At 33.2% G+C, this 19481-nt stretch carries 18 protein-coding genes; 5 read left to right on the forward strand and 13 right to left on the reverse strand.

What is annotated here, in order from left to right:
- From AC2DZ0_RS11300 to AC2DZ0_RS11330, 7 genes are all read right to left on the reverse strand, one after another.
- A complete protein-coding gene (locus tag AC2DZ0_RS11300) occupies positions 1–783 on the reverse strand; it encodes an amidohydrolase (protein WP_484641847.1) in 783 nt (260 codons plus the stop codon).
- A complete protein-coding gene (locus AC2DZ0_RS11305) occupies positions 768–1925 on the reverse strand; it encodes a methionine aminotransferase (protein ID WP_484641848.1) in 1158 nt (385 codons plus the stop codon). The genes AC2DZ0_RS11300 and AC2DZ0_RS11305 overlap by 16 nt, the downstream gene beginning before the upstream one ends.
- A 71-nt stretch (positions 1926–1996) precedes the next feature.
- Positions 1997–3244 carry a glutamate-5-semialdehyde dehydrogenase gene (locus AC2DZ0_RS11310; RefSeq protein WP_484641849.1) on the reverse strand — a complete coding sequence of 416 codons (1248 nt, stop codon included), beginning with the start codon at positions 3242–3244 and terminating at the stop codon, positions 1997–1999.
- 51 nt (positions 3245–3295) lie between these two features.
- Positions 3296–4366, reverse strand: coding sequence for a glutamate 5-kinase (gene proB, locus AC2DZ0_RS11315; RefSeq protein WP_484490169.1), 1071 nt, complete (start codon positions 4364–4366; stop codon positions 3296–3298).
- Between the two features lie 136 nt (positions 4367–4502).
- On the reverse strand, positions 4503–5300 hold the full coding sequence (locus tag AC2DZ0_RS11320; protein WP_484641850.1) for a hypothetical protein: 798 nt from the start codon (positions 5298–5300) through the stop codon (positions 4503–4505).
- Between the two features lie 25 nt (positions 5301–5325).
- Positions 5326–6366 carry an endonuclease/exonuclease/phosphatase family protein gene (locus tag AC2DZ0_RS11325; RefSeq protein ID WP_484641852.1) on the reverse strand — a complete coding sequence of 347 codons (1041 nt, stop codon included), beginning with the start codon at positions 6364–6366 and terminating at the stop codon, positions 5326–5328.
- The gene (locus AC2DZ0_RS11330) at positions 6269–6598 is read right to left on the reverse strand and encodes a hypothetical protein (protein ID WP_484641853.1); all 330 of its coding nucleotides are present in this window, start codon (positions 6596–6598) and stop codon (positions 6269–6271) included. Before AC2DZ0_RS11330 ends, AC2DZ0_RS11325 begins: the two co-directional genes overlap by 98 nt.
- Here AC2DZ0_RS11330 and AC2DZ0_RS11335 point away from each other — a divergent pair.
- Together AC2DZ0_RS11335 and AC2DZ0_RS11340 are read left to right on the forward strand one after the other, a co-directional pair.
- Positions 6589–9204, forward strand: coding sequence for a TonB-dependent receptor (locus AC2DZ0_RS11335; RefSeq protein WP_484641855.1), 2616 nt, complete (start codon positions 6589–6591; stop codon positions 9202–9204). The genes AC2DZ0_RS11330 and AC2DZ0_RS11335 overlap by 10 nt on opposite strands.
- Before the next feature lie 11 nt (positions 9205–9215).
- Entirely contained in the window at positions 9216–11243 is a 2028-nt protein-coding gene (locus AC2DZ0_RS11340; protein WP_484641856.1) for a DUF5689 domain-containing protein, read from the forward strand.
- 3 nt (positions 11244–11246) lie between these two features.
- Here AC2DZ0_RS11340 and AC2DZ0_RS11345 read toward each other — a convergent pair whose 3' ends face one another.
- Entirely contained in the window at positions 11247–12929 is a 1683-nt protein-coding gene (locus AC2DZ0_RS11345) for a phosphoethanolamine transferase (protein WP_484641857.1), read from the reverse strand.
- Between the two features lie 451 nt (positions 12930–13380).
- Between AC2DZ0_RS11345 and AC2DZ0_RS11350 the strand changes: the two genes are divergently transcribed.
- Positions 13381–13719 carry a hypothetical protein gene (locus AC2DZ0_RS11350; protein WP_484641858.1) on the forward strand — a complete coding sequence of 113 codons (339 nt, stop codon included), beginning with the start codon at positions 13381–13383 and terminating at the stop codon, positions 13717–13719.
- Positions 13720–13770: 51 nt separating this feature from the next.
- On the opposite strand, the gene AC2DZ0_RS11355 is transcribed toward AC2DZ0_RS11350, so the two are convergent.
- Positions 13771–14718, reverse strand: coding sequence for an endonuclease/exonuclease/phosphatase family protein (locus AC2DZ0_RS11355; protein WP_484641860.1), 948 nt, complete (start codon positions 14716–14718; stop codon positions 13771–13773).
- Between the two features lie 134 nt (positions 14719–14852).
- On the opposite strand from AC2DZ0_RS11355, the gene hflX reads away from it, so the two are divergent.
- Positions 14853–16064, forward strand: coding sequence for a GTPase HflX (hflX, locus tag AC2DZ0_RS11360; RefSeq protein WP_484641861.1), 1212 nt, complete (start codon positions 14853–14855; stop codon positions 16062–16064).
- A 67-nt stretch (positions 16065–16131) separates the two neighbouring features.
- On the opposite strand, the gene AC2DZ0_RS11365 is transcribed toward hflX, so the two are convergent.
- From AC2DZ0_RS11365 to AC2DZ0_RS11380, 4 genes are all read right to left on the reverse strand, one after another.
- Complete coding sequence (locus AC2DZ0_RS11365) at positions 16132–17025, reverse strand: DUF3078 domain-containing protein (RefSeq protein WP_484641863.1); 894 nt, start codon at positions 17023–17025, stop codon at positions 16132–16134.
- A gap of 31 nt (positions 17026–17056) precedes the next feature.
- On the reverse strand, positions 17057–17563 hold the full coding sequence (locus AC2DZ0_RS11370) for a DUF2480 family protein (protein WP_484490180.1): 507 nt from the start codon (positions 17561–17563) through the stop codon (positions 17057–17059).
- 16 nt (positions 17564–17579) lie between these two features.
- Complete coding sequence (locus AC2DZ0_RS11375) at positions 17580–17900, reverse strand: DUF59 domain-containing protein (RefSeq protein ID WP_484490181.1); 321 nt, start codon at positions 17898–17900, stop codon at positions 17580–17582.
- A gap of 78 nt (positions 17901–17978) precedes the next feature.
- Positions 17979–18404 carry a SufE family protein gene (locus AC2DZ0_RS11380; RefSeq protein WP_484490182.1) on the reverse strand — a complete coding sequence of 142 codons (426 nt, stop codon included), beginning with the start codon at positions 18402–18404 and terminating at the stop codon, positions 17979–17981.
- A gap of 98 nt (positions 18405–18502) precedes the next feature.
- On the opposite strand from AC2DZ0_RS11380, the gene AC2DZ0_RS11385 reads away from it, so the two are divergent.
- Positions 18503–19438 (forward strand): PfkB family carbohydrate kinase, encoded by a 936-nt coding sequence (locus AC2DZ0_RS11385; protein WP_484641864.1) that lies wholly within the window; start codon positions 18503–18505, stop codon positions 19436–19438.
- Positions 19439–19481: the final 43 nt, after the last annotated feature.

Below are 19481 nucleotides of genomic sequence, written 5' to 3' on the forward strand. Positions count from 1 at the left end.
CTATTCTTTTAATTGAAACTGATCTCTATCTTCCAAAAATTTGAAATCCTTTCTGCATTTTAAAATTTCAGCTTTATACAGAGTGGTACATATGATTTCCTCTACAGGAATGCTAGATTTTTTTATGTGGTTCCCTAGAGGGTTTATTATTTGGGAATGTCCAATATATTCAAGGTGATTTGCATCTGTACCAATTCTGTTTACGCCAATAGTGTAACAAATATTTTCAATGGCTCTTGCTTTTAATAATAGGTCCCATGCATTAATTCTCGGTTTAGGCCAGTTTGCTACATAAATTGCAATATCATAATTTTCGGTATTTCTAGACCAAACTGGGAATCGTAAATCATAACAAATAAAAGGCGCAATTTTCCATCCTTTGTATTCAATTATTTTTCTTTCCGTTCCAGCGGTGTATATCTTGTTTTCTCCGGCATGAGAGAACAAGTGTTTTTTGTCGTAGTATTCAATTTTTCCTGAAGGGAAAACAAAAACGAAACGGTTGTAAAATTTGTTTTTTTCTTTGATGCTTAAACTTCCTGCAATTGCGCAATCTTTTGATTTTGCAGTATCAATCATCCAAGTAACGGCAATGCCATCCATGGGTTCTGCAACTTCCGAAGGGTTCATAACGAACCCAGTGCTAAACATTTCAGGTAGTATAATAATATCAGTAGGTTCTGTAATCTGACTGATTTTTTGGCTAATGTTTTCTAGATTTTCTGTTATGTTTTTCCAAATTGTGTCGGATTGGATAAGATGTACTTTTAATTGATCTTGCATAATATTTCTGCCGCTTTTTCTAAAGTGTCATTTTTTTTAGCAAAGCAAAATCGTAACACTTTATGGTTTGATACTGTATTGAAAGGAGAAAATGGTATGGCTGCAATTTTATGCTCTTTTACAAGCCGCTGTGCGTATTCCATATCATTTTCATCTGTGATTTTAGAGTAATTTAATAATTGAAAATAAGTTCCCTCTGTTGGCGTGAACTCAAAATTTGATCCTTGGATGAGATTTAAAAAGAAATCTCTTTTCTCTTGGTAAAACTCATGAAGGTATAGATAATCGTCAGATTTATTTAAAAAATTTGTCAAAGCTACTTGAGAGGGGTGATGCACACTAAAAACATTGTATTGGTGTACTTTCCTGAATTCTTGCATCAGTTCTTTGGGAGCCATGCAATATCCAATTTTCCAACCAGTGATATGGTAGGTTTTCCCAAATGAGGAGCATATAATCGCTCTTTTTTTTAGCTCTTGAAACATGCAAGCACTTTGATGTTGATTTCCGTCATAAATAATATGTTCGTAAACATCATCACAAAGTAAAAGAATGGAGGTGTTTTTTACGATTTTCTCTAAAGCTAACAGATCAGATTTTTCAAGAATAGTACCACTGGGGTTGTTGGGACTATTTAGAATGATCATTTTTGTTTGTGCTGTTATTTTTTTTGAAAACTCTGTCCAGTTTACCTTGTAGTTCGGGGCTGAAAGTTGAAATTTTATGGTAATACCACCATTTACTTGAATAGCTGGCTCATAACAGTCGTAAGACGGTTTTATGACAATTACCTCGTCCTTTGGTTTTATAAAAGCAGAAATGGCAGTGTAGAGTGCTTGAGTGGCACCTGCCGTAATGGTTATTTCAGAATCTGGGCAATAGGATTGCTGATAACAGGTTTCTGTTTTTTTTGAAATTTCTTCTCTTAAGGCCATAGATCCTGCCATCGGGGCATATTGATCGTGATTTGACATGAGAGCCTTTTGTGTTTCTTCAAGAAGTAGTTTAGGGCAATCAAAATCAGGGAACCCTTGAGATAAGTTGATGGCATTATTTTCTTTAGCCAGCTGGCTCATGGTTGTAAAAATAGTTGTTTTTACATCCGGTAATTTTGATTCATGATGGTCTAAGAAAAAATGCATCTTTTTTAAGTAAAGATAAACATCAAAAAAAATACCCGCAACAGAATTGCGGGTATTTTAAATTATACTTCTTAGCTTCTTATTTGACCGTCGCCTCTTACAATCCATTTGTAGGTTGTAATTTCCTCTAATGCCATTGGTCCACGTGCGTGTAATTTTTGTGTACTGATTCCAATTTCTGCACCGAGTCCAAACTGAGCACCATCAGTAAATGCGGTTGAACTATTTGCATACACTGCTGCCGCATCCACATTGTTTAGATAGGTTTCTATTACGGCTTCATCTTCGGCAACAATAGCTTCACTGTGCTTAGAGCTATAGTCAGCAATATGACTCACAGCTTCATTTAAATCCGCTACGGTTTTGATAGACATTTTATTCGACAAAAATTCTGTACCAAAATGGGTTTCATCAGCAATATGTAATAAATTTTCTGGGTATGATCCTTTAATGCTTTCGAAGGCTTTTGCGTCAGCATAGATTTCTGTTTCCTTTTCAATCAGTGCATTGGTGATGGTAGTTAGGTCTTCCAATCTGTTTTCATGAATCAAAAGGCAATCTAAGGCGTTACAAACACTCACTCTTCTGGTTTTCGCGTTTACAACAATATTTTTACCTTTTTCAATATCTCCACTCGCGTCAAAATAAGTATGAACGATTCCTGCTCCCGTTTCAATAACCGGTACTTTTGCGTTATCTCTTACAAAGTTGATCAAACCTTGACTTCCTCTTGGAATAATCAAATCAACATATTCAGTAGCTTCAAGCATTTCTGCAGTAGCCTTTCTGTCTGTTGGTAACAACGTAACCACATCTGTGTTTATATTGTGTTTTTCTAAAACTTCTTTTATGATGCCAACAATTACTTTGTTAGAAAATTCTGCATCGCTACCTCCTTTTAAAATACATGCATTCTGTGTTTTAAAGCAAAGTGAGAAAACATCAAAAGAAACATTTGGACGCGCTTCATAAATGATTCCGATAACTCCCATAGGAACTCTTACCTTTGAGATTTTCAGACCGTTTTCAAGTTCTTTTTTAGATAAAATCTCTCCTACAGAACTAGTCAAGTTAGAAACATTGATAATGTCTTGAGAGATTCCCTTTATTCTTTCTTCAGATAACAATAAACGATCGTATTTAGGATCGTTTTTATCCATTCTGTCTAAATCTTTTTTGTTTTCTGTTAAAATTTCTTCAGTCCTAGCAACTGCTAATTCGGCAAGTTCTTGTAGAACTGTATTGATAGTTTCCGTAGATAATGAAACCAACTCTCTACTGGCTTTTTTTACGGCTTTAAATGTATCTTGTGTGTTCATCTTAATGTTTTTTTACTGCAATAAATTGCATTTGAGTTATAGAACTCGGTTTTAATTCAGGAAAAGATAATTGTAATGTACAAGTGCATTATGATCTCTTTGTCCAATGTATGCATTAGCTTCTTCGGAATCGTATGCTACTTTTCCTAGGCCAATATTATTTTTGTCCTCATCAACAATGTTGATAACGTCTCCTTTTTTAAAAGAGCCTTCAATTGCTACTACCCCAACGGGAAGAACACTACTTGCATTGGAAGATAATAAGGCTTCTTTGGCTCCTTTGTTAATGATAATTTTAGCTTCACTAAAGTCTCCGGCTTGGGCTACCCATTTTTTTATTGGAGAAGTGTTTGATTCTGAGGCTTTGAAAAAAGTACCTGTTTCTTTTTGTAATAAGGCGTTTACAATATTGTTTTTGTTACCATTTCCAATATAAACATCGATACCAAGACTTGCTATTTGTTTAGCGGTATTCGCTTTGGTAAGCATTCCTCCACGTCCAAATTCCGATTTGATATCTGATACTGCATTTTCTAAATCAACGGTTTCATCTTTGTATTCTTTGATGAGTTCAGCTCCAGGTTCATTAGGGTGAGCAGTAAAAATTCCATCTACATTAGACAGCAATATCAAACTCTCAGCAGAAATCATAGAAGCTACCAGTCCAGATAACTCATCATTATCTGTAAACATTAATTCTGTAACAGAAACCACGTCGTTTTCATTGATAATTGGAGTGATGTTATTTTCTAACAAAGCATCCAAACAGTTTTTGATGTTCAGATAATGCTGGCGCGTTCTAAAAGATTCTTTAGTAACCAATACCTGAGAACATAGAAGGTTATGATGAATAAACTCTTTGTTGTAAATTCCCATTAACTCTATTTGGCCGATGGATGCTAAAACCTGACGTTGGCTAACGGCATTTGAGCTTTTTACATTTGCAATACTCCTCCCCGCGGCTACCGCTCCAGAAGAAACTAAAATAACCTGAAATCCCGCTTTTTTTAAATCAGCTACTTGTGTTACAATATGAGCAATACGTTCCTTGTCTGGCAAGCCAGAGGCAAGTGTAAGCACATTAGAGCCAATTTTAATTAATATTTTTTTTGCGGTATCCATATTTTTTAGGTTCATTTAAAAAATGAAGTTACAAAAGTACAAATTTGCACGATAACAGTGGGCTTGAATAACAAAAAACAGAAAAGCCTCTTCTGTGTTTAGAAAAGGCTTTTTAATGATGGTTTCAGGAGTAAAACTATTCTACTAAATTTCCGTCTAAATCGTAAAGTCTGAAGTATTCTTTTTCAGTTTCAAAATCTGATACATAGGTGATAACTCCGATTTGAGTATTTGTTCTATCATATAAGGGGTAGTCCATTGTAAGCTCTAATTCTTCAGAAGTTTCAATTTCTAAAAAGTCTTGATAATTCACTATCATTTCAAAATGATATGTAGAGTTTTTTGCTTCAAATTCAAAGAGGTACTTGATGTTTATTTGTGGATCAAACTCTTCAGAAACATCAGTTAGGTTAAATGAGTAGAACAGGTGTAAATAGCTTCCTTCAAGGATGTTAAAAATACTTCCATCAAAGTTTAGTGTTCCTGTTAAGTTTTCATTAGATGTTATTTCGATCAAATTGGTGTTGATTTCCTGTCTACGTTCTTTAGTGCTGTTGAATTTATATTCAAAGTCTGGACCCGTAGTTATGTGACTCTCTTTTGTGTAATATAGTAAAAATGAACCTTGGTTGTATTGGATGCAATTAGTTGCGGTATTCATGTTTTCATCAAAATAAGAAATTGAGGAAGAATATGTCACACCGTTATGGTTCTCAGTATAAGTTTCTGTATGCTGACAATCAATTGATGTTTTTTGTAGTCTTAGTTTCTCTGCGGTTTGCGAATTGTTATTCTCTCCAATAACGGAAGGGTCTAAGGCATTTATTTTTTTACTAATTTCGATTAGGTTGTTTTCATTCCCAGAGTTTTCATCATTGTTACAAGAAACAATAAGTAACGCGAAAAACGCGATTTTGTAAAGGTATTTTATCATAGCTTTTTTTGTAAAACTAGCGTTTTTATTCTAGTTCTTTGATTAAATAAATGTAAACAGGATAGTGATCACTATAACCCTCTGTAAAATTCCCATTGCCAAAACTTCGAAAAGGATATCCTTTGTATTTACCGGTTTGCTGTGTGAGGTAACTTGGATTGAAAATATGGGCCTGGTAGAAGTTTAGCGTTTTGAATTTTTTTGATAGGAATTTACCGTTTATGATAATTTGGTCAAATAGATGTATGTTGTCTCTGTATCCAAGAGTTCCGAATCCTTTTTTATAAAGAGTTTCATAAGGGTTGTAGAAAAGGGTATCATTAGGTGTTTTGCTAATTTCTTTGGTTTTTAAAACTTCTTTTAAACTTGAGTTGGTTGGATTGTCGTTGAGATCTCCCATTAAAATAATTTTTGAGTTGGGGTGACTTGAGAAAATACTATCACATATTTTTTTGTTTAGCAAGGCCGCTTTTTCTCTTAAAATTCTGCTTTTTTTTTCACCACCTCTTCTAGAGGGCCAATGATTTACAATGATATGGGTAAGTTCGTTTTCAAGGTAGCCAGAAACTAATAACTGGTCTCTTGTGTAGATTCTATATCCGTTGTTTGACCACAATTTTAATTCATACGAATGATGATGTATGGGAATAAATTTTTCTTTGTTGTAAACTAAAGCAACGTCAATTCCTCTTTTGTCAGGGGAGTCATAGTGAATATAGTTGTATTGGTTTTTTAGGGTTTGGTTTGTGTTTATCAAATCATGCAAAACAGAATTTGTTTCTATTTCTGCAACACCTAAAAGAGTTGGCGGTGCTTTAGTGTTCTCATAACCTATTTCTAAAATTACTTTTTGTAGATTTTTTATTTTTTTGAAATAAATTTTTGACCGGTTTCTTTTGATTTCCATTATCGGGCTCGCTTCATCATTGGTTAAAGGATTATTAATGGTGTCAAATAAGTTTTCTAGATTATAAAAAGCGATGGTGTGGACGGTGTATTTCTTTTTTTGACCAAAATTTATTTGAGTCGATAGTATAAAAATCAAGAATAAAATTTTTTTTCTCATTGGCTTTTCTATTAAAGTTAGGATTTTTTTTTCGTAACTTAAATAAGCTATGATTTAAAAAAATATATGAAAAAGATAAGGTCTTCATCTTGTTGTGAGGTGTTTTGTTGTTGCTTTTTATTTTGTTTTGTGTCTGTTTTTCATGCTCAAAAAAAAATATTAATTGAAGGAGTTGTTGTAAAATCACGTTCCAATACGGCCGCAGATTCTGTTTTGATTCGCTTGGCTTCAAATCAAGGGATATATGTTTATTCTGATGTTTCAGGTAAGTTTTCTATGGAGCTTGAAGATCGGAGTGATTTGGTTTTAGAATTCATCCTAAAGGGTTTTGAAACTCAGTATTTTTCATTAAAAAACACACAGACTTCCAAGCTGTATTTAGGGACTATTGCATTGATCCCTAAAGAGGAAGAGTTTGTCTATTCTAATACATTGGAGCTATCAGAAGATGATTTGTTAGATAATGATATTGGAGGGGCAAATATTATTACAGGTTTGTTGCAGTCTTCAAAAGACGTATTTGTTCGCACAGCCGCCTTTAATTTTGGACAAGCTCGTTTTAAAATTCGCGGATATGACAGTCGTGAGGGGACGGTTTTGATCAACGGAATAAAAATGAATAAAATTCAAACAGGTAGGCCTAACTGGAGTAATTGGGGTGGCTTGAATGATGTGCTAAGAAATTTTAGTTTCAGTTATGGTGTAGCGCCTTCAGCTGTTAGTTTTGGTTCTGTTTTAGGGGTCACGAATTTCAAAACAAATGCTTCTGAGTATAGACCAAGTAGTTCATTGTCTTATGCAACGAGTAATGGTAGTTATAAAAATAGATTTATGGTTTCTCATGCCACTGGGCTTTTGAAAAATAATTGGTCTTTTGCTTTTTCTTTTTCCACACGCTCGGCCAATAGCGGGGCTATAGAGGGTACAAATTATTCTGCGTATTCAGCCTTTGTTAGTATTGATAAAAAAATAAATGCTGCACATTATGTTGGGCTTACCCTTATCAGTGCTTTTAATCAAAGGGGTAGGTCTTCTGCAAATACTCAGGAGGTAATAGGTTTAAAGGGAGGAAGATATAATTCTTATTGGGGAGGACAACAAGGTGAAGTTAGGAATTCTAGAATTCAGAAAGTAAATGAGCCTCTTATAATAGGTACCCACCGTTATAAAGTGAATAATACCACACAATGGGATACAAGTATTTCTTATCAGTTTGGTTATGTAAGTGCTAGTAGGCTGGGGTATGCAAATGTCAACAGTCCAGATCCTTCTTATTATAAATATTTACCAAGTGCTGCACTGAGCTTTGGTGATTTTGGTGAGGCATATCGGCTGTCAGAAACCTTTGTTGAAGATGGGCAAGTAAACTGGTCTGAATTGTATAGTGTAAACCAAACCGTACAAAATTCAAGTTATTATTTGTATGAGGATAGAACAGAGGACAAGCAATTTTATTTTCGTTCTGTTTTTAAAAAAACGATTAGCGAGCAAGGTAAAATCGAAGGAGGGGTTGGTTATCGATCTTTGGTAAGTTTTAATTATGCGAAAGTAATTGATGATTTAGGGGGTGGTGGTTTTTTGGATGTAGATGCTTTTGAACAGGGAGATAAGGCACAAAATAATTTAAATAGTAGCAATAGAAGAGTCGTTTTAGGAGACTCTTTTTCCTACAATTACAAAGTGAATTTTTCTGAGTTAGAGCTTTTTTTGCAATCGTCTTATAAATTAGAGAAAATTGAATTCGTTGGGGCAGTTAATTATGCTAAGACTGGTTTTGAGCGAACGGGTTTTTTTAAAAATGGAAAGTATCCCAATTCGTCTTACGGAACAGGAGGTAAAATATTTTTTGATGATTTTAGCGTAAAATTAAACACACTTTATAAGTTTTCAGGTAGGCATTTGTTGTATTCCAATATTGCCTTTATTTCTAGAGCGCCAACTTTAAAAAATGTATATGCGAATGTAAGGGTAAGCAACCAAATAACCAGTGATCTATCCAGTGAAAAAATTAATACGTTGGATGTTAATTATCAATATAGGGCTCCTAGAATTAAATCAAGAATAACAGCATATTATAGTTATTTCTCACAGGGAACTGAAAATTCATTTCTGTTTGCTGAAGGTTTGAAGGGAGATAATTCTGATTTTGTTGGACAGTCTCTAGCCAATATTTCTAAACGTCATGTTGGATTAGAATTAGGAATTGATTTAGAATTGTCAAGTGAGGTTTCTTTAAACATAGTTTCAGCGATAGGGAGTTTTACTTATGCTAATAATCCGAATTTAAAAATTGAAACGGATTTATTTGATTCTCATGAAGGGGATCTAGGGAGTGCTTATTTGAAAGGATATCATATTGGAGGAACTCCAGAAAAGGCTTTTTCTTTAGGCATCAATTATAGGAACCCAGATTATTGGTGGGTAGCGGTAAATGGAAATTTTTTACAAAATCATTACTTGTCCATTTCGCCTTTGTTAAGAACTTCTAATTTTTATTTAGATGGAGATGGAGTGCCGTTTACAGAGGGTGATAATGCTGAGCAAATCACAAAAGACGAAATTTCTGAATTGTTAGAACAAGAGAAATTTGATGATTTATTCTTGTTGAATTTGGTGGGAGGGAAATCTTGGAAATTGAAAGACAAATATATTGGACTTTTTGTGAGTCTAACAAATGTTTTAGGGGAGTTATATAAAACGGGAGGTTATGAGCAGGCCAGAAAAGCCAATTATCAAGAGTTAAAGGAGGATAGTTTGTTGAAACAGCCTCAGTTTGGTTCTAAGTATTGGGTACAAAACGGAACAGGTTACTATATGATATTGAGTGTTAGGTTCTAAAATTATTAGTTATGATAAAATATGTGTTTATTTTTAGTTTGTTATTGATTAGTTGTGATGTTCATCACGAGGTTCCGGATATTATTTGCGAAAATCAAAATATAAAAGAAACACATACGATGATACAGGTTTTAGAGATGGCCGGATATGGGATAACAACATTCGAATCGGAAATAATTGTGGCAGGTTATGTTGTGAGTAGTGATGCTTCCGGAAATATGTATAAAATTTTATCTATTCAAGATGCGCCAAGAAATCCCATGGTCGGGATTCAATTCTCTATTGATAAAAGCAACCTATATGCTCATTACCCTGTTGGTAGAAAGGTGTTTGTGAAATTAAAAGGCCTTTCTATTGGATATGGAAGAGGTGTTTTACAAATAGGAAAAGCAGTGGCTGGTGAAATAGAGAGAATACCGTCTTCTGAAATATTTAATCATTTTACAAGGAGTTGTGAGGTTGAAAGTGTGGAGCCTCAGCCGATTCAGATATCACAAATTAACGAAAGTCATCTTCAGAAATTGGTAGTGTTGGAGAAAGTACAATTCGGAGAGGAAGATATTGGGAAGTCCTTTGGAGATGTCACCTCAACTAAAAATAAAGAGAGACAATTATACCAAGTGAACGATGGTTGTGATGTTGTCGGAAAAATAAAAATAAATATTAGTGGTTTTTCAGATTTTAAAAATTTTGAAATCCCAAATAGGAAAGGTAATGTACAGGGGGTGCTAACAAAATATTATTCTGAGTTTCAATTGTCTTTGCGAGATGAAAATGATGTGAAATTAACCGATGAACGTTGCTCTATTATAAGATCAACAGCTGCAACAATATCTTATCAAGAAATTATTTCAAAGTATACAGATGAGGTGGTAGAATTTGGGGTTGATAAAAATCTTGTTTTTGAAGGATATGTTATATCGTCAGATCAAGAGGGTAATTTTGCAAATACACTTTACATACAGGATGAATTTGAAAGTCCTGAAGGAGGGTTTAAAATTTTGATAGACGAAGAGAATCTTTTTGAAAAATTTTCTGTTGGGGATAAGGTCTATTTGGAATTAAATTATTTGTACCTGGATAAGGTAAATGGACAATTTTCAATAGGAATTTTTGATGATGGTACCGTTGGACCTATTAAAGGGGAAAATTTAGATAGGTATATACAAACGGTTGCTGAAAATTATGAAATGATTCCGATAGAAAGGAGGTTAGATGAATTGACTTTAGAAAAATATCAAAATACGTTGGTAACGGTTCAAGGGGTTCAGTTAAAAGAAAATGAAATAGGCAAAGCATTTGCCTATTTTTCAGGCACTGAAAGTGCTTCTAGGAAATTTTCAGCATGTGAAGAATCTCATTTTATTGAGCTAGAAACTTTAGGGAGTGCTTCTTTTGCAAATAATAAAGTTCCGATTAAGAAAGGTGAAATTACTGGGGTATTGTATCGCAAAGGGGAGCAATTAAAAATGCAAATACGTTCTTTAGAAGATGTTGAGTTTGATCAGGATTATGAAACATGTGAGGAGGTTGAAATAAATATACTAATAACCGAAGTGGCTGATCCTGAAAACAATATTGGGTCAAGGTTTGTGGAGCTATATAATGCCGGAGATTCAGCAGTGTCTTTAAGTGGTTGGAAATTAAAGAAATATTTAAACGGTTCTAGTAATGCTAGTTCTGGAGGTGTGGATTTATCAGGTTATATAATGGAGGCAAAAGAATTCTTTATCATTGCTAATGAAGGTTTCGAAGTAGATTTTGATATGACTGCAGATTTTGTAACGAATTATATATCTGGTAATGGAGACGATGTATATGAATTAGAAGATTCAGATGGGCAAGTGCATGATGTTTATGGTGTAAGGGGAGAAGATGGTTCCAGCACCAATTGGGAGTATTTGGATGGGAAGGCAGTTAGGAAATTAGAAGTAGATTCAGCAAGTAATCATTTTGATTTATCGGAATGGGAAATATTATCTAAAACTAGTGGTCATAAACAGCTTTCCCCACAAAATTTTTCTCCTTGGATAAGATGATTTTTATTTGTCGATTCTCATAACTGTACCATCTGGTTTGATAGCGGTTCTATTGCCAACTAATAGGCTGTCTGAAAATAAATCATGTTTTGGATTGTGGAGTTTTGTTCTGAATCCACCAAGAGTTGATAGTGTGTGGAATATTATTTCAGAAGAAAGTTTTTCGTCTTTTTTTGAATTTAGAATTTCGACACGTTTTTTGTTGTAGTTGTCCGAATGCCAAATTAGCATAGGTATCTCTAATTCGTATTTGCTTGGAGTTGCTGTTCCGTGGAGGAATAGTTCGCGATCATCATCGAAAAGATTTTCTCCATGGTCAGATACATAAAGCATTAATGATTTCTCTTTTGTTTCTTTTAAGAGTGAGATTATATTATGTAGTAAATAGTCCGTTAACAAAATAGAGTTATCGTAAGAGTTTAGGTACTCTTGCCTATGAGAAATATTGTTCTCAGATAGGGAAAGGGAGTTTTTTAGTTCTGGTTGGTAAACCGCAAACTTTTTAGGGTATCTTAAGTTGTATCTATAGTGACTGCCTATACAATGAATAACAATAAGTTTTTTTGTGCAATGGTTTTTTTTAAGAATACTTTTTAGATTAGGAAGAACTACCAAGTCGTTGTTTTCCATGTCGAAACTAGTAGATGTATTAAATATATAATCTGATTGCTTTGAGTATAAGTTATATGTTGAGGCTATAGAGTAAGGTTGGTTAGTAATCCAGTAGGTTTTATAACTGTTTTCTTTAAAAGCATGTATGAGTCCTAGCTCATCATGAGCATTTTTATGTGTACTAGGACTAATGCTGGAAAGTATTTGTGTAAAGCTTGCAAGTGTAAAATTTGCACAAGAGGTAAATTGGGAGAATGGTATGAGGTTGGTTTCTTTTACAAGAAAAGGTGTTGTTTGTCTTTCGTAACCGTAAATTTGGAAATTCTTTCTTCTTGCAGTTTCTCCTATAACAAGGATAATAGTCTGATCTTCGTTTTCGTTTAGGGTTTTGTTTTTGTAAGTGAAATACTGGTTTTTTTTGTCAAAACTATTTTTTTGATGAGTTTGTTTAATAGTTTCTTTTAGTTTGAGAAAAGAGCCTACAGGAAAAGTTTTTTTTAATTTTACCGTTGTTTGGTTTAATGTTGCTTCTATTATCTGACCTTTTGAGAAAGTATAGGCAATCTTTATATCTCTTGCTAATATTAGTAATATAAAGGATAAAGAAAAAATTGCTATTACTTTTTTTCCGTTTTTTCCTATTGAGAAGTGAGAATTTAGTTTTTTGGAAAGATATATGTAGAGAGTAATGTATATTATTGCTATGCTAACATAGCAAACATTTCCTGAAATTAGTTCTAAAGCTTCATTTGTGTGTGTTTCATAGAGTGCAAGGAGATGCATTGTTGTAGATTGCGTTTTGCTTAAGGTAAGTACAAATAAATCAGTAATTGCAAACGGAATCGTAATTGTTAAAAATAGGAAATATGATTTAGGTTTTAAAAAAGATAAGGGTAGTAATAGTAATGCCGTTGTGTAGTTGAAAAAAACTATTTTTTTTAGGTTTGTCACTACTGCAGAGTCTTCACCATAATAAATAAATAATATATTAGGTAGCATGAGCAGGAAGATTAGTGTGACTAATATAATTATGTTTTTTTTTCGGTTCAATGATTTTTGTATACTAGATTCCACTTATTATGGGTAATAATTATTTAGCGTAATGCATAATCATTTTTAATGATGAATGCTCGAATGATTTGAATTTTGTTAATGTAAAAGTAATGACTAAAAATAGAAATTATTGAGAATTGGAATTCTTTTTTATGCTGTAAGATCTCATAGAATTTAGAGGGCAGGTTTATTGTTTTTGCATTAAATTTACATTTAGGTAACATTTAAAAAGCTTCTGATTTATGGTATTGATGATTAATCTTTATGACTCTTTTAAACTGTCAAAAAAAGGAGTTTATTTATAGATAATAGTGAAAAGAGAGTTTGATTTTTATAAAATTCTCAATGTGAATATTTGGTTAATAGAATCCTTGTTTGATGTTGTGTTAACCAAAAGAAGAGGTTTTGTTGAAGTGTTTTTTTCAATTTTATTTTTGCATTGAAAGTATCTTTGTAATAGAAATTAGAAATTATGAAAAAAATCATTTTAGTAATGTTCGCCCTAGTTTTAGGAACCGTTGCAACGATTGCAGCAAATCCAGAAACAATGACAATCAATGAAAAATTAAGAAGTGAAATCGAAAGATTATTAGATCATCCTGATTTTTTAGAAAATGAAAGAATTATTTCAGCGAAAGTTGAATTTTTAGTAAATCAGCGAGGGGAAATAGTGGTCCTTATGGTTGATTCACAAGATGAGAAAATTATAAATTTTATCAAATCAAGGTTGAATTACCAGTCAGTAGTAAAAGCGTCTGATGAGTTGAAAAATAAGAAGTTTTCTATACCGGTTAAGGTAATAAAAAAGTAAAAAAAGTTAATAACGCATAAAACCCGAACTAAAAATAAAGTTCGGGTTTTTTTATGCATTTTTAGTTTTTGCGAGTAATACAAACACAGGGAAATGGTCGCTATAACCACCTTGATAGTATTTTCCTGAATAGGTTCTAAAAGGTTCTGATTTGTGTCTGCCTCTCGGGTTTGTCAGAAAAGGAGCATTAAAAATATGGGCTGCTTGATAGGAGTAATTGTTTGGTGTATTTTCGAAAAAATTTTCAGAAAGAATTATTTGATCAAACAGCATCCATTTACCGTAAAATTTAGAAGCTCCTTGATTGTTTTGATATAATTTTAAACTTGGGTTTCTAAAGTTAGACGTCACCAAATGTTTTTGAATACTATCATCATCCGGGTTGTCGTTGAAATCACCCATAATAACAATTTTAGGATCTATTTCGTCAATATTTGCCATCTCTTGATGCAATATGGAGGCTATCTCTATTCTTTTTTTACGGGTTTCATCAAAACCAGATCTTTTAGAAGGCCAGTGATTTACATAGATATGAATAATTTCATTGTCCAGTTTTCCTTTAACATATAAGATGTCTCTTGTGTAGTCTCTAACGTTGTTGGAGTCATAAACAATGATCGGAATTGCTTTGGAGTCTAATAGTTGAAATTGTTCTTTATTGAATAAAAAAGCAGTGTCTATGCCTCTTTCATCAGGAGAATCATAATGCACATAATCATATGGTAAATACTGTAAGGCATCAGATTTCAGTAGGTTGTCAAGCACCATGCTGTTTTCTACTTCGGCAAGCCCAATAAAAATAGGCGGAAGTTGGGAGTAATCCTCTCCAATTCGCGTAATAGCTTTTCCCAACTTTTCTATTTTTAATTGATAGCGATAAGGTCCCCATTTCTTTTTACCCTTGGGTGTAAATTCTCTATCTAGGGTGTGAGGACTGTCTTCTGTATCAAATAAATTTTCAACATTATAAAAGGCTATTGAAAGGGGAGATATGGTCATTAAGTAGTATTGTGAGTAAAAATCTAAAGTACATAATTAAATCAAGCAGGGGTGTTTAATTGTGAATTAAATCAATAGAAAGGAAGTCGTTGTTATTTGGTTATGCTCTTTAACAAAAATCGTACATTTGTAGCATGATTGATAAGAAAAAAGTTACATCTGAAAAAACGGTTCTTATAGGGGTTGTTACGCAACATCAAAATGATGCTAAAGCGAAAGAATTTTTAGATGAGCTAGAATTTTTGGTAAAAACTGCTGGAGGAGTTTCTGTTAAGAGATTCGTGCAGAATGTAGAAAAACCACACCCTAAAACCTTTATTGGTAGTGGTAAGTTAGAGGAAGTAAAAAGGTATATAGATACACATCATATAGGAACAGCAGTTTTTGATGATGAGTTGTCGCCAGCACAATTGCGTAATATCGAGAAAGTGTTGGATTGTAAGATTTTGGATAGAACAAATTTAATTCTTGATATTTTCGCCCAGCGTGCACAAACAAGTTATGCAAGAACACAAGTGGCTTTGGCCCAATGTCAATATTTACTGCCAAGGTTAACTAAGTTGTGGACCCACCTTGATAAACAAAAAGGAGGTATTGGACTTCGTGGACCTGGGGAAACTGAAATTGAAACGGATAGACGTATCGTACGAGATCAAATCAGTGTATTAAAGAAAAGACTCGTAACGATTGATAAGCAGATGGCGATTCAAAGAAAAAACAGAGGGCAATTAGTTCGTGTTGCTTTAGTTGGTTATACCAATGTAGGGAAATCTACTTTGATGAATGTTGTCAGTAAGTCTGATGTTTTTGCAGAAAATAAATTGTTTGCAACACTAGATACTACGGTTAGGAAGGTGGTTATTAAGAATTTGCCTTTTTTAATGACTGATACTGTTGGGTTTATTAGAAAATTACCAACCCAGTTGGTAGAGTCGTTTAAATCTACTTTAGATGAGGTTCGTGAGGCGGATTTGTTATTGCATGTAGTGGATATTTCACATAAAAATTTTGAGGATCATATAGATTCTGTAAATAATATTTTAGCTGAAATTGAAAGTTCAAACAAGCCTGTAATGATGGTTTTTAATATGATTGATGCTTATGAACACGAGACCATAGACGATGATGATTTGGTGACTGAAAAAACCAAAGCGCATTATACGCTGGAGGAGTTAAAGAAATCATGGATGTCTAAGATGGAAAATAACTGTGTGTTTATTTCTGCTCTTCACAAACAGAATTTAGAGGACTTTAAATCTAAAGTATATGAAGAGGTAAAGAAAATTCATATCAAACGTTTTCCTTACAACAGTTTTTTATACGAGGAGTATACGGAAGAAAGCTAAGAAAGAATAAATACTAAAAAAGCCCTTTGAGAATCTCAAAGGGCTTTTTTAATTTTAGTGTGTTGTATTAGAAGTTGTAGCTAATTCCAACACCAAAAGTTTGTCTTACTTGTAATGCGCTATATGCATTATCATCATAAACAGTTTGTACTGTTAGGTTTGTAGAGAATACATCATTAATTTTCATTACTAAGTTCATGGTGTAGTCAAAATCTACGTTTTGAGGTTTTTCAATATAGTCAGAGAAAATAGTAAGGATGTTCTCCATATTGATGTTTTTCATTAAGTCTACTCTATAGTAACCACGCATATTCAAACCAAATTCATAACGTACAGATTCTCCTGGCTTTACACCGTATGTTTCAATGTCGTTACTAGATTCGTATTGCGTTTTGTCATCATTTAAAGTAAATACTTCTCCTGTTAAGAATGTGAATTTAGAAGTAATTGGAGCGATATTCACAGATAGATTGTCGCTCTTTTTCCAGAAGAAACCGGGACCAAAACTTAAGTAACCAGGTTTCATGAAACCAGAAGTAGGAAAGGCTAAGTTGTCACCTAAAAAGTCATCATCATAATCATAACCATTAACGAATTGCGTTTTGAAGTTTGCGAAGAATGAGAAATTCCATGTTTTAGTAAACTGTTTACCTAAAATGGAGTTAAACTCAAATCTATCATCGGTTTTCTTAGTGTCTTCTCCTTCAATGGCATTTACACCTAAACTTGCAATTAATTTGTTGTCAAATACCCATCCGTTTTTAGAGTAGTTAAAGTCGTAGTTCAAACTAACATTTCCTGAGAAGGCGTTGTCACCACCTGGTTGCCAGTTAGAAAATGAAGATTGATTCATTAAGAAACTGATTTTTCCAGTTGTTTTCCAGTTTCCTTCTTTTTCTTTTTCTTGAGCAAATAAAATTGTGCTTGTTAGGAAAGCAGCAAAGAGTAATACTTTTTTCATAATTAGGTTTTTAAAAGTGTCAAAGATAATGTTATTTAGGTTTTTTGTATAATGGAACTGTAGAACAGGCTTCACCATACATGACTGAGTTTGCAATTGGTAGTATTTTTTCAATCAATTGCGTATATGCACTTGCAGGTATCGGTTTATTAGCACAGCCTTTTATTATAACTGGTCTATTTTCAATACTGCTTGTGTCTATGTTTTTAATAATATCTTGATAAAGAGTTGTCTCTAAAAGAGTCAAATCTCCAACTACTATTTTTTTAGCAAAAGGAGCTGCTTTTGTGGTGATTAATAAATAGGCCCATGAGGGAATAATAGCATCTACAGAGCAAGTCAAGGCAACATAACTACCTTGCAATGTTGACCAATCAAAAGATTCAATAGAAGCTCGAAAGTCTTTTTCTTTTAAAATAAGTTCTTGAAAAAGCCACTTTTTTATGTCAAATAAAACTCGTTCTCCAGCAGGATAGTAGTCTTCTAGGTCAATAGTAACCAACTTGCTATTGGCAACTTTATTTACAATTTCTCCCATTTTTTTAGTTAATGAATTATAGAAAACCTAGTTCTAGTTTGGCTTCTTCACTCATCATGTCTTGAGTCCATGTAGGGTCAAAGGTAATCTCAACCTCTGCACTATCAATTTCTTCAAGCTGTTCTATTTTATTTTCAACTTCTTTAGGAAGTGTTTCTGCAACCGGACAGTTTGGTGAAGTTAAGGTCATTAAAATTTTAGCCTCTTTATGGTCGTTAACCATTACGTCATAGATCAAACCTAATTCGTAAATATCTACTGGGATTTCAGGATCAAATATTGTTTTCAATACCTGAACAATTTTTTCTCCTATATCTGTAATTTGAGATTCTTCCATTTTATTATGTTTTATTTTTCTGATGACAAAGATACTAATTATACTTCTCAGTGCTTTGTTCGTAATTAATTCTGAACCTTACGAGTTTGATTTGCTTTGAAAAGCTAATGCGTATAGTTTGATTTGTTTGATCATTGATACCAAACCATTAGCTCTTGTTGGAGATAGATGTTCTTTTAATTCAATTTGATCAATAAAGGACATATCTGCATTGATAATATCTTCAGGTTTTTGATTGTTAAAAACTCGTAAAAGAAGTCCTACAATACCAGCAGTTAAAATGGCATCACTCTCTGCAGTAAAAAATAAAGTGTCATTTTTCAATTCAGAATGTAACCAAACTTTAGATTGACAGCCTTTAATTAAATTCTCATCTTTTTTAAATGCTTCATCTATAATAGGTAATGATTTTCCAAGATCAATTATGTGCTCATAGCGCTCCATCCAATCTTCAAACATAGAAAACTCATCAATAATTTCTTCTTGTATTTCTTTGATAGTCATATTTTAAACTTATTTTTGCAAAGTTATTGAATCACGCTGAGGTTTAAAGAATTTTATACAAAAGATTCTAACTTTTTAAATGACTAAAAATTAAGTAAATGAGTAAATTATTGATCGTTGGTACCGTTGCATTTGATGCAATACAAACACCTTTTGGGAAAACTGATAAAATTTTAGGAGGAGCTGCAACATATATTGGTTTGTCTGCTGCTAACTTTAATGTAGATTCAGGGATCGTATCTGTTGTAGGGGGAGATTTTCCTCAAGAGTACTTAGATATGTTGAATGACAGAAAAGTAGATACTACTGGTGTTGAAATCGTTAAAGAAGGAAAAACATTCTTTTGGTCAGGAAAGTACCACAACGATATGAATACTAGAGATACTTTGGCTACAGAGTTGAATGTTTTAGAAAACTTTAACCCTGTAGTGCCAGCTGAATATAAGGATGCAGGAATAGTAATGTTAGGAAATTTACATCCTTTGGTTCAAAATGCAGTATTAGAGCAAATGACAGAAAAACCAAAATTAGTAGTTCTAGATACTATGAATTTTTGGATGGATATTGCAATGCCAGAATTAAAAGCAGTGATTAAAAAAGTAGATGTAATTACTATTAATGACGAAGAGGCGCGCCAATTAAGTGGAGAGTATTCTTTATTAGTTGCAGCAGAAAAAATCCAAGCAATGGGGCCTAAATATGTTGTGATTAAAAAAGGAGAGCATGGAGCTTTATTGTTTCATAAAGACCAGGTATTCTTTGCACCAGCATTACCATTAGAAGAAGTTTTTGATCCAACGGGAGCGGGAGATACGTTTGCGGGTGGATTCTCTGGGTATTTAGCAAAAACCGATGATGTGTCTTTTGAAAATATGAAAAATGCTTTGATTCACGGTTCAAACTTAGCTTCTTTCTGTGTAGAGAAATTTGGTACAGAGCGCATGCAAAATGTAACAGAAACTGAGATTAATGAACGTTTGTTAAGTTTTAGAAATTTAACAAAATATGAAATGGAAATTCCTTCAAAAAAATAAATCATTAGTACAAACGGTAGTTAGTTAATAACACCAAAAGAGA

It is taken from the genome of Flavicella sp. IMCC45668 (assembly GCF_057219105.1).